Source organism: Micromonospora sp. NPDC047738, assembly GCF_040642675.1.
Classification (GTDB): Bacteria; Actinomycetota; Actinomycetes; order Mycobacteriales; family Micromonosporaceae; genus Micromonospora.
In genome coordinates this window covers 1-10,925 of sequence record NZ_JBEYSO010000008.1, presented here as the reverse complement: position 1 = coordinate 10,925, position 10,925 = coordinate 1, and the positions used below count along the sequence as shown (strand labels likewise).

Here is a 10,925-nt window from a genome sequence, read left to right as displayed (position 1 = left end):
CGTACTGCGGCGCCTGCGGCGGCTGGGCGTACGGGTCCTGGTGCTGCGGGGAGGTCGGGTTCTGGTTGGGCTGCTGACCGTACGGGTCCTGACCGGGGTAACCGGGCTGCATTGCGGGGTGCTCCTCAAACTGGGGGTCGACGGTCCATGGTCCGTTGCTGCTGCGCATCACTTCGCCCAGCACCGGGACCCCGCGGCAGACGGGCCCGGAACCAAGGTCACGATGCCGACACCGGGCCGGGCCTACGCCAACGAACCGGGCGACGGCAGCGTATCGTGCCCGCACCACCCGGAGATCACCCGCGAGGTTCACCGCCCGCACGCTGGACGCCCCGGCCTGCCCGATAGGGTGGCCGGGTGACCGAGCCCGCGTCCGTCGCCCGCCTCGTAGTCCTCGTCTCCGGCTCCGGCAGCAACCTCCAGGCGCTGCTGGACGCCACGGCCGACCCCGGGTACGGCGCACGAGTGGTGGCCGTGGGCGCCGACCGGGACGGGATCGCCGGCCTGGACCGGGCCGCCGCGGCCGGGGTACCCACCTTCGTGGAGCGACTGAAGGACCATCCGACCCGCGCCGACTGGGACGCCGCGCTCACCGCCCGGGTCGCCGAGCATCGGCCCGACCTGGTGCTCAGCGCCGGGTTCCTCAAGCTGGTCGGCCCGCAGTTCCTGGCCGCGTTCGGCGACCGCTACCTGAACACCCACAACACCCTGCTGCCGGCGTTCCCCGGCATCCACGGCCCCCGGGACGCCCTCGCCTACGGCGTGAAGGTCACCGGGGCCACGCTGTTCTTCGTCGACGCCGGGATGGACACCGGGCCGATCGTCGCCCAGGTCGCCGTGCCGGTGCTGGACGATGACGACGAGGAGACGCTCACCGAGCGCATCAAGGAGGCCGAGCGTCGCCAGCTCGTCGAGCAGGTCGGTCGGCTGGTCCGTGAAGGTTGGACGATCACCGGTAGAAAGGTCAGGGTTCCGTGAGCACCACTGAGGACGCGCGCCGCCCGATCCGACGGGCGCTGGTCAGCGTCTACGACAAGAGCGGTCTGGTCGAGTTGGCCCGGGCCCTGCACGGGGCCGGAGTGGAGATCGTCTCGACCGGCAGCACGGCGGCCACGATCGCCGGCGCGGGCGTGCCGGTGACCCCGGTCGAGCAGGTGACCGGCTTCCCGGAGATCCTCGACGGCCGGGTCAAGACCCTGCATCCGAAGATCCACGGCGGCCTCCTCGCCGACCTGCGCAAGGACGCGCACGCCGCCCAGCTCGACGAGCACGGCATCGCCGGCATCGACCTGCTGGTCTCCAACCTCTACCCGTTCCAGGCCACGGTCGCCTCCGGCGCCGACCAGGACGAGTGCGTCGAGCAGATCGACATCGGCGGTCCGGCGATGGTCCGGGCCGCGGCCAAGAACCACGCCTCGGTCGCCGTGGTGACCGACCCGGCGGCGTACCCGGCGCTGCTGGCCGCGCTCGCCGAGGGCGGCTTCACGCTGGCCCAGCGGCGGGCCCTCGCCGCCCGGGCCTTCGCCGACATCGCCGACTACGACGTGGCCGTCGCCGACTGGTTCGCGGCCACCCTGGCACCGGCCGCCGACGGCTGGCCGGAGTTCGCCGGCCTGGCGCTGCGCCGGCAGGCGGTGCTGCGCTACGGCGAGAACCCGCACCAGGCGGCCGCGCTCTACGCCGACCCGGCGAGCCCGGCCGGGCTGGCGCAGGCGGCGCAGCTGCACGGCAAGGAGATGTCGTACAACAACTACGTCGACGCGGACGCCGCCTGGCGGGCCGCGAACGACTTCCCGGCGCAGCCAGCGGTGGCCATCATCAAGCACGCCAACCCGTGCGGCATCGCGGTCGGCGCGGACGTGGCCGAGGCGCACCGCAAGGCGCACGCCTGCGATCCGGTGTCGGCGTACGGCGGCGTGATCGCGGTCAACCGGCCGGTGAGCGTGGCGCTGGCCCGGCAGGTCGCGGAGATCTTCACCGAGGTCCTGGTGGCTCCCGGCTTTGACGAGGGTGCGGTGGAGGTCCTCCAGGCCAAGAAGAACATCCGGCTGCTGCGCGCCCCGGAGTTCAACCCGCTGCCGGCCGAGTGGCGGCAGGTCACCGGCGGGGTGCTGGTGCAGCTGCGGGACCGGATCGACGCCGAGGGCGACGACCCGGCCAACTGGCGGCTGGCCACCGGCGAGGCGGCCGACGAGGCGACCCTGCGCGACCTGGTGTTCGCCTGGCGGGCGGTCCGTGCGGTGAAGAGCAACGCGATCCTGCTGGCCAAGGACGGCGCCACTGTCGGCGTCGGGATGGGCCAGGTGAACCGGGTCGACTCGGCGCAGCTCGCGGTCCGCCGGGCCGGTGCCGACCGCGCTCGCGGGGCGGTCTGTGCCTCGGACGCCTTCTTCCCCTTCGCCGACGGCCCGAAGATCCTCATCGAGGCCGGGGTCCGGGCGATCGTCCAGCCCGGTGGCTCGATCCGCGACGAGGAGACCATCGCCGCCTGCAAGGAGGCCGGGGTGACCATGTACCTCACCGGCACCCGGCACTTCTTCCACTGAGCACCGTCGTCCGCCGGGCGCGGCCGGCCGGCCGCGCCCGGCGTTGCACGTGCCGGGCCGTCGTCCGATGGCACCGTCACATGGCGGCTGCTGACCAGCCGTAAGTAGGAGCACCTGGCCATTGCTCGCCGGCAAAAGTTGTTGCTAGCGTGGCCCCGGCAGCAAGCGATCGATACTTCTCTCCTCTCGGCCAGCCCCCGTTCGCGGCCCGGGTCCCTCGCGGCGCCCGCCCGAGCGGCCCCCTCCTACCGACAGGTCCGCCCCATGCGCGTGTTCGACCGGTTGACCGCCGTCGTCGTGGCGCTGGCGTTCGTCCTGGTCGGTCTGGGGGCGCCCACCCACGGGGAAACCCCTGGTCCCGGCGCGGTGGTCACCGCCGCGCACCGGTCGATCGGCCACGACACGCCGTCGGTCGACCCCCGAGCCGTTGTGGCGCGCCCAGCGCCTCCCGACGCTCCCCGGGACCTGCGGACGGAACTCGTCGGCGGACACTGTGGTGACCACCGCCCCGGCGTCGTCTCCACAGATGGACCGGACGATCTCCTCCCGGCCCCGCCCGTGGCCGTCGGCGGCCCGCCCCATCCGGGCGTCGCCCCGACCCGCTACCGGCCGCCGGCCCTGCCGCTGCCGCCGCGCGGCACCCTGCTCGCCCGGGCCCCGCCGACCGTCGCCTGACCCGCCCACGCGCCCGCCCCTCGGCACCGGCGCGCTGCGGACCGTCGAATCCGGACGATCCGTCCGATCCCGAACCTGCCCAGGTGGCCATCCGCCGCCCCGGCTTTCCCAGCCCGGGCCACCTGCCCGGGCCCCTTGAATCCCGGAGGATTCACATGTCCAAGTCCCGCTGGCGTAAGCCGGCGACAATCGCGGGCGCGCTGGTGCTGGCCGCCGCGCTCGGTGGCGTCGTCGCCACCAACTACGAGGTGCAGGAGAAGCTCGGCCTGGCCGACGAGCCCGGCGCCAACCTGCCCTGGCACCCCAGGGAGTTCACGGAGATGGCGGCCGGGGAGTCGTCCGAGGAGGCCGGCGAGGAGGCCTTCGAGGCCCGGACCATCGCCGAGCAGTTCGCCCAGGCCCGCTACGCCCCGGGCATCGTCTCGCCGGGCGCGTACTCCAACGCGCTGAGCCAGCTCAACGGGCTCGCCGCCACCAAGGGCACCTGGCGCGAGGTCACCAACGTCAAGTACGACGGCGACGACCCGCGCTACCGCGACTACGCGTCGAACTCCTCGGGCGGCGCCGGCCTGGTCACCGGCCGGATCACCGGCCTCGCGGCGGACAACGGCGGCTACGTCTACGCGGCCGGCGCGGACGGCGGCGTGTGGCGCTCCTCGACCGGCGGCGGGAGCTGGACGCCGATCACGGACGCGCTGCCCACGCTGTCCAGCGGCGACCTCGTGCTCGCCGCCGACGGTTCGCTCTGGTACGCCACCGGCGAGGCGAACACCGGCGGCACCTCGTACGTGGGCGCCGGCGTCTACCGGCTGGCCAACCCGAAGAGCGGCGCGTTCAAGCCGACCGACCGGGTCGGTGGGACCGAGCTGGAGAGCACGGTCATCAACAAGCTGCGGTTCTTCGACGGGAAGGTCTGGGTCGCCACCAACCGGGGCCTGTTCTCGCACCCGATGAGCAGCACCTCGGGCGCCTGGAAGCAGGAGTTCGCGCCGAACCCGAGCTACCTGCCGGGCGGGGCGAACGCGGGTGACGCGAACGCCGCGTACAAGAACATCGTCAACGACGTGGCGAACGACCCGCGCAACCCGAAGCACGTGGTGGTGGCCTCGGCCTGGCGTTCCGGCGACACGTACAACGGCTTCTACGAGACCGCCGACTACACCGCCGGGGGCTGGACGAAGGTCAACCCGACCGGCGCCATGCCGGCCGACGACATCGGCTACGTGACGTTCGCCTTCTCCGCCGACGGCGGCCGGCTGTACGCGATCAACCAGTCGCCGCGGCTGCTCAACAAGCCGGCCGGCAACGTGAACAGCTACCTGGACGGCATCTACGTCGCCAACACCGGCAACCCGGCCGGCCCGTGGAACAAGATCGCGGACTCGTCGAAGCTGGGCAACTCCGGCTCGGCGCTCAAGCAGGCCGTCGGTGGCAAGGGCTACGGCCCGGGCATCCAGGCCTGGTACAACCAGTTCCTCGCGGTGGACCCGGCCAACCCGAACCACCTCTGGGCGGGGCTGGAGGAGGTCTACGAGACGACCGACGCCGGCGCCACCTGGAAGACCGTCGGTCCCTACTGGAACTTCAACTTCTCCTGCTGGAACATCTACGACGCGCAGAACACCTGCAGCAAGACGACCCACTCCGACCAGCACTCGGTGGCGGTCGGCAACGGCTTCGTCTACGTGGGCAACGACGGCGGGGTGTACCGGCGGCCGATCAACGGCAAGACCGACAAGGCCGGGCACGCGACCGACTGGGAGAGTCTCAACGACGGCACCATCGACGCCCTCCAGTACTACGCGGTGGCGGTGGGCAAGGACCCGGCCAAGGCCGGCACGGTCGTCTCCGGCGGCCTGCAGGACAACGGCGTCTCGGTGCTCCGCCCCGGCGACACCGTGATGGGGTCCAACTTCGGCGGTGACGGTGGCGACTCCCTGGCCGACCCGGCCAACGGCTGCCGGCAGGTCCAGGAGTACACCAACCTGGCCATGCGGGTGACCGAGAACTGCAACGAGAACCCCGGCCCCGGCACGGCGAGCACCTCCACCTCGCGGGACATCCGGCCGTACACCTCGCGGCCGGGCGACGAGCCGGCCCGGTTCATCGCGCCGTTCGCGCCGGACGACCACGACGCCAACGTCTGGGTGGCCGGTGGCCAGCACGTCTGGGTGAACACCAAGGGCTACGCGATCCAGAACGGCAAGGGCTGGACGAACGTCTTCGACCTGGGCGCGGGGCACACCGCCACCTCGGTCGCCGTCTCCAACGGCATGGCGTACGTCGGCTGGTGCGGGCCGTGCAACAACGCCGGGTTCGCCCGGGGCGTCGCGGTCGGCAAGGTCGGCGACCCGTCGAGCTGGCACCAGCTCACCCTGCCGGGTGACTTCCCGAACCGGTTCGTGCAGGGCGTCGGGATCGACCCGGCGAACGCCGCGCACGCCTTCCTCGCGATCAACGGGTTCTCCCGCCGGTTCACCGAGGGACCGGGGGTCGGCTTCGGCCACGTCTACGAGACCACCGACGCGGGCGCGAGCTGGAAGGACGTCTCGGCGAACCTGCCGGACGTGCCGGCCAGCTCGATCAAGGAGCTGTCCAACGGCGCCCTGGTGCTGGCCACCGACCTGGCCACCCTCTACCGCGCACCCGGCGCCACCAACTGGCAGCGGCTCGGCTCCGGCCTGCCGCTGACCGTGGGCATGGACGTCGAGTACAACGCGGTGGACAACTCGGTCTACGTCGCGACCCACGGCCGTGGCATCTGGGCGTTCCCCCTCGCCCAGCTCTGACCTCGGGTCGGTCGGTCCCTGGGGACCGGCCGGCCCGTAGGCCGCGACCGCGCAGGCCCCGCCCCCTCTTCCTCCGGGGGCGGGGCCTGCGTCGCGGCCAGCCCGGTCAGGCGGCGGGGCGGACCTCGGCGAAGTGGCAGGCCGAGGGGTGCGGGTCCGCGGCGCGGAGCACCGCGTGCGGCTCCCGGGTGGCGCAGATGTCCTGCGCCTTCCAGCACCGGGTGCGGAATCGGCAGCCGGACGGCGGGTCGGCCGGGCTCGGCACGTCGCCGGTGAGTCGGATGATGCTCCGGGTCGCCCGTGCCCCCGGGTCCGGCACCGGCACCGCCGAGAGCAGCGCCTGGGTGTACGGGTGGGTGGCCCGCTCGTAGATCTCCTGCTCGGTGCCGGTCTCCACGATCTTGCCGAGATACATCACCGCGACCCGGTCCGAGATGTGCCGGACCACCGACAGGTCGTGCGCGATGAAGATGTACGACAGCCCGAACTCGTCCTGCAGCTGCTCCAGCAGGTTGATCACCTGGGCCTGGATCGACACGTCGAGCGCGGAGACCGGCTCGTCGCAGACGATGATCTCGGGCCGCAGGGCGAGCGCCCGGGCGATGCCGATGCGCTGCCGCTGGCCACCGGAGAACTGGTGCGGGTAGCGGTTGACGTGCTCGGGGTTGAGCCCGACCACGTCCAGCAGTTCCTGCACCCGGCGCCGCTTGCTGCCCTTCGGGGCCGCGTCCGGGTGGATGTCGAACGGCTCGCCGATGATGTCGCCGACCGTCATCCGCGGGTTGAGCGAGGTGTACGGGTCCTGCATCACCATCTGCATGTTCCGGCGCAGCCGGCGTAGTTCCGCGCCGGAGGCCTTGAACAGGTCCTTCCCCTCCAGGCTGGCCCGGCCGGCGGTCGGGGTCTCCAGCCGCATGAGCAGCCGGGCCAGGGTGGACTTGCCGCAGCCGGACTCGCCGACCACGCCGAGCGTCTCGCCGCGGCGCAGCTCGAAGCTGACCCCGTCGACCGCCTTGACGGCGCCGACCTTCTTCTTGAACAGCACACCCTGGGTGATCGGGAAGTGCTTGACCAGGTGGTTGACGGAGAGGATCGTCTCGCCGCGGACCTTGGTGCTGGCGGGCGCTGTCATCACGGACCTCCTGCGCGAAGTGGCGCGCGCTGGTCCGGCCGTCGCCGACACCCGGCGCCGGGTAACGCTGCGCAACGGTCGGCAATGGTATGTCGGGTGGTGGCTTCGGTACCGAGAGCGCGGCGAAGGGGTACCGGGCGCGGGTCGGGGCCATTGTCCACCCGCCTTGAGGAAGATGATGAAGGAGCCGCTCAGAGGGGCTGCTGAGGCCTCCCCAGCGCCCCCGGAACGAGGTCTCGACATCCTCGCGGGCTTACCGGCCCGCCGTCCGTTCCACCCTGGTTGAGCGTCGGCTGCCCGCCCCGGCGTGTGGCGAAATCCACATTGCGTAACTCTGGGTGACGAAGCCTGCGTAGCAGATCGGCACCGTTGGCCGTCGCGGGCCGGCCGGGCGCGCGGCGTGAGACGATCCAGACGTGACGGCGATCATCCTGGACGGCAAGGCGACCGCGGCGGAGATCAAGGACGAGCTGCGGACACGGGTCAAGGCGCTGGCGGATCGGGGCGTCGTCCCGGGGCTCGGCACCGTCCTGGTCGGCACCGATCCCGGCTCCGAGGCGTACGTGAACGGCAAGCACCGCGACTGCGCCGAGGTCGGCATCGCCTCGATCCGCCGGGAGTTGCCCGCCGACGCCACCCAGGAGCAGCTCGACGCCGTCCTCGCCGAGTTGAACGCCGACCCGGCCTGCCACGGCTACATCGTCCAGCTGCCGCTGCCGGCCCAGCTGGACACCCAGCGGGCGCTGGAGATGATCGACCCCGCGAAGGACGCCGACGGCCTGCACCCGGTCAACCTGGGCCGGCTGGTGCTCGGCTACGACGCCCCGCTGCCCTGCACCCCGCGCGGCATCGTCGAACTGCTCCGCCGGCACGACGTCGCGCTGATCGGCGCCAAGGTGGCGCTGATCGGTCGGGGCAACACCGTCGGCCGCCCGCTCGGCCTGCTGCTCACCCGGCGCAGCGAGAACGCCACCGTCACCCTCTGCCACACCGGCACGCTCGACCTGGCCGAGCAGACCCGGGCCGCCGACATCGTCATCGTCGCGGCCGGCGTGCCGGGCCTGCTCACCGCCGACATGATCACGCCGGGCGCCACCGTCGTCGACGTCGGCATCACCCGGGTGATCGGCCCGGACGGCAAGGGCCGCTACACCGGCGACGTGGACCCGGAGGTGGCCGAGGTCGCCGGCAAGCTGGTCCCGATGCCCGGCGGCGTAGGCCCGATGACCCGGGCCATGCTGCTGACCAACGTGGTGGAACGCGCCGAGCGTGGCGCCTGACCATCCCAAGCACGTCATAACCGTCCGCCCCTGGCCGGATCGGTGACAGGATGGCTGATACGGTCCGGAAAACCGACTGGTATCAGGGAGTGGGACGACCATGGGTAAGAAGGTCACTGTCGTCGGGGCCGGCTTCTACGGCTCCACCACCGCGCAGCGCCTGGCCGAGTACGACATCTTCGACACCGTGGTGATCACGGACATCATCGAGGGGAAGCCGGCAGGCATCGCGCTGGACATGAACCAGTCGCGTCCGGTCGAGGGCTTCGAGACCAAGGTCGTCGGCGTCACCACCGGTCCGAACGGCGAGGGCTACGAGGCCATCGAGGGCTCCGATGTCGTCGTCATCACCGCCGGCCTGCCCCGCAAGCCGGGCATGAGCCGGATGGACCTGCTGGAGACCAACGCCAAGATCGTCCGCCAGGTCTCCGAGAACGTCGCCAAGTACGCCCCGAACGCCGTCGTCATCGTCGTCTCCAACCCGCTCGACGAGATGACCGCGTTGGCCCAGAAGGCCACCCAGTTCCCGAAGAACCGCGTGCTGGGCCAGGCCGGCATGCTGGACAGCGCCCGGTTCACCAACTTCGTGGCCGAGGCGCTGAGCGTACCGGTGAAGTCGGTGAAGACCCTGACCCTCGGCTCGCACGGCGACACCATGGTGCCGGTCCCGTCGAAGAGCACCGTGGACGGCAAGCCGCTGCGCGACGTCATGCCGGCCGAGCAGATCGAGGACCTGGTCGTCAAGACCCGCAACGGTGGCGCCGAGGTGGTCGCGCTGCTGAAGACCGGCTCGGCGTACTACGCCCCGTCCGCCGCCGCCGCCCGGATGGCGAAGGCGGTCGCGGAGGACTCCGGCGAGGTCATGCCGGTCTGCGCCTGGGTCGACGGCCAGTACGGCATCTCCGGCGTCTACCTGGGCGTCGAAGCCGAGATCGGCCGCGACGGCGTCCGGCGGGTCGTCGAGACCGACCTGGACGCCGACGAGCTGGCCAGCCTGAAGGAGGCCGCCGAGGCGGTCCGCGCCAAGCAGTCCGACGTCGCCAACATGTGATCCCGGCTGCCCGAAGCGCCCCGCGACCGCCGGTCGCGGGGCGCTTTCGCGTCCGGGCGGGGATCAGTCGGCCCGGCCCGCGCCGGAACCGCCTCGACCGCCGCTTCCACCGTCGATCAGGACGCCCAGGCCGTCGAGGACCCGGGCCAGGCCGAAGTTGTACGCCTGCTCCGGGCTGTACGCGGCGTTTTGTGCGGCCCCCGCGGCGGCGCCGACTTGGACCGCGGTCGGGTACCGCTGCTCATCGAGCACCCGGGCGAGCAGCGGGCCGTTCGCCGCCCACCACTGCTCATCGCTCCACGCGCTCTCCCGGCTCGCGAGCCGTGCCTCGGCCGCCGAGCGGGCCGCGGCCCGGACGAAGTCGAGGACGTACGTCAACGCCGCGTCCCGCTGCACGTCGGGCAGGCCGGTGCCGTCAAAGGCGCGCAGTTCGTATTCGTACTTGGCCATCAGCCCCGGGCCGAGCGGCGGTCGGCCGGTGGCGACCTCGGCGGCCCAGGGGTGGGCGGCGAACAGCCCGCGGTTGTCCTCGGCGAGCGCCGCCACCCGGGCCCGCCACGGCTCGCCGGAGCGGTCCGGCCGGGGCATCCGGGCGTAGCTCGCGTCCAACATCAGGTCGAGCAACTCGGCCTTGCCGGGCACATACGTGTAGAGGGTCATCGGCGCGACGCCGACGGCCTGGGCGACCGCCCGCATGGTCACCGCGTCCAGCCCGTCGGTGTCCGCCAGCTCGATCGCGGCCGTGACGATGTCGTCCAGCGAGTAACCCTGGCGCGGACCTCGACGCGGACTCTCGTCGGGTTGCCGCCAGAGCAGTCGCAGGGTGCGGGCCGGGTCGTCGGCTCCGCTGCGGTGGTTGGGCACCTGCCGATCCTCTCAGGCAAAAACCCCGTACACAGTACGTTGTACGATGTACGAAGTAATCCCCCCGACATCAGGAAGACCACGTGCAGATCACCGCATCGGCCATCTCGCTCAACGTCGACGACGTGGCGGCCTCGGCCGCCTTCGTCCAGCGGCACTTCGGTTTCCGGCAGGAGATGGCGGCCGACGGGTTCGTCTCGCTGGCCCGCGAGGGGGTCGGCTTCAACCTGATCTTCCTGCGGGCCGGGCTGGCCAGCATCCAGCCGGAGAGCCTGAAGCAGCAGCGGGCTCAGGGCCTGATCGTCGCCTTCGTGGTGGACGACATCGACGCCGAGCACGCCCGGATCCAGGCCGCCGGCGTGCCGGTCACGACCCCGATCCAGACCGAGCCGTGGGGGGAGCGCTTCTTCCAGGTCACCGACCCCAACGGGGTGATCATCCAGCTGGTGGAGTGGGTGCACGCCCCGGGCGAGGCGGGCTGATCCGGCGTAGCGCCAGCACGGGATCGACACCGAGAAGATCTCCTGGGACGCGTACCGGCGGGACGACGGCACCTGGCGAATCATCGCCACCTGGCCGTCGGGCAAG

The 10,925-nt window shown here is 72.0% G+C and carries 9 protein-coding genes and 1 pseudogene; 8 read left to right on the top strand and 2 right to left on the bottom strand.

Annotated elements, in window-relative coordinates:
- Positions 1-357: 357 nt before the first annotated feature.
- The 4 genes from purN to ABZ783_RS15000 all read left to right on the top strand — a co-directional run bounded on the left by purN (position 358) and on the right by ABZ783_RS15000 (position 6,010).
- Positions 358-978, top strand: a complete 621-nt coding sequence (gene purN, locus ABZ783_RS15015; RefSeq protein ID WP_357437956.1) for a phosphoribosylglycinamide formyltransferase — start codon at positions 358-360, stop codon at positions 976-978.
- Positions 975-2,546 carry a bifunctional phosphoribosylaminoimidazolecarboxamide formyltransferase/IMP cyclohydrolase gene (gene purH, locus ABZ783_RS15010; RefSeq protein ID WP_357437953.1) on the top strand — a complete coding sequence of 524 codons (1,572 nt, stop codon included), beginning with the start codon at positions 975-977 and terminating at the stop codon, positions 2,544-2,546. Before purN ends, purH begins: the two co-directional genes overlap by 4 nt.
- Positions 2,547-2,810: 264 nt before the next feature.
- On the top strand, positions 2,811-3,221 hold the full coding sequence (locus ABZ783_RS15005) for a hypothetical protein (RefSeq protein WP_357437951.1): 411 nt from the start codon (positions 2,811-2,813) through the stop codon (positions 3,219-3,221).
- A 155-nt stretch (positions 3,222-3,376) separates the two neighbouring features.
- Positions 3,377-6,010, top strand: a complete 2,634-nt coding sequence (locus ABZ783_RS15000) for a glycosyl hydrolase (RefSeq protein ID WP_357437949.1) — start codon at positions 3,377-3,379, stop codon at positions 6,008-6,010.
- Positions 6,011-6,116: 106 nt separating this feature from the next.
- Here ABZ783_RS15000 and ABZ783_RS14995 read toward each other — a convergent pair whose 3' ends face one another.
- A complete protein-coding gene (locus tag ABZ783_RS14995; protein WP_357437946.1) occupies positions 6,117-7,142 on the bottom strand; it encodes a dipeptide ABC transporter ATP-binding protein in 1,026 nt (341 codons plus the stop codon).
- 416 nt (positions 7,143-7,558) lie between these two features.
- Here ABZ783_RS14995 and ABZ783_RS14990 point away from each other — a divergent pair, with 416 nt between their 5' ends.
- Together ABZ783_RS14990 and mdh are read left to right on the top strand one after the other, a co-directional pair.
- Positions 7,559-8,422 carry a bifunctional methylenetetrahydrofolate dehydrogenase/methenyltetrahydrofolate cyclohydrolase gene (locus ABZ783_RS14990; RefSeq protein WP_357437943.1) on the top strand — a complete coding sequence of 288 codons (864 nt, stop codon included), beginning with the start codon at positions 7,559-7,561 and terminating at the stop codon, positions 8,420-8,422.
- A 100-nt stretch (positions 8,423-8,522) separates the two neighbouring features.
- Positions 8,523-9,473, top strand: a complete 951-nt coding sequence (gene mdh / locus ABZ783_RS14985; RefSeq protein ID WP_357437940.1) for a malate dehydrogenase — start codon at positions 8,523-8,525, stop codon at positions 9,471-9,473.
- Between the two features lie 63 nt (positions 9,474-9,536).
- On the opposite strand, the gene ABZ783_RS14980 is transcribed toward mdh, so the two are convergent.
- Positions 9,537-10,337 (bottom strand): TetR/AcrR family transcriptional regulator, encoded by an 801-nt coding sequence (locus tag ABZ783_RS14980; protein ID WP_357437937.1) that lies wholly within the window; start codon positions 10,335-10,337, stop codon positions 9,537-9,539.
- A gap of 83 nt (positions 10,338-10,420) precedes the next feature.
- Between ABZ783_RS14980 and ABZ783_RS14975 the strand changes: the two genes are divergently transcribed.
- Positions 10,421-10,819, top strand: a complete 399-nt coding sequence (locus ABZ783_RS14975; protein ID WP_357437933.1) for a VOC family protein — start codon at positions 10,421-10,423, stop codon at positions 10,817-10,819.
- A gap of 13 nt (positions 10,820-10,832) precedes the next feature.
- Positions 10,833-10,925, top strand: a pseudogene (locus ABZ783_RS14970) (DUF3071 domain-containing protein); the annotation flags it as partial.

Bases quoted from the DNA above. Each gene is read 5' to 3' on its own strand.
- ABZ783_RS15005 (WP_357437951.1), top strand. From the start codon at position 2,811: ATGCGCGTGTTCGACCGGTTGACCGCCGTCGTCGTGGCGCTGGCGTTC.
- ABZ783_RS15000 (WP_357437949.1), top strand. From the start codon at position 3,377: ATGTCCAAGTCCCGCTGGCGTAAGCCGGCGACAATCGCGGGCGCGCTG.
- ABZ783_RS14995 (WP_357437946.1), bottom strand. From the start codon at position 7,142: ATGACAGCGCCCGCCAGCACCAAGGTCCGCGGCGAGACGATCCTCTCC.
- mdh (WP_357437940.1), top strand. From the start codon at position 8,523: ATGGGTAAGAAGGTCACTGTCGTCGGGGCCGGCTTCTACGGCTCCACC.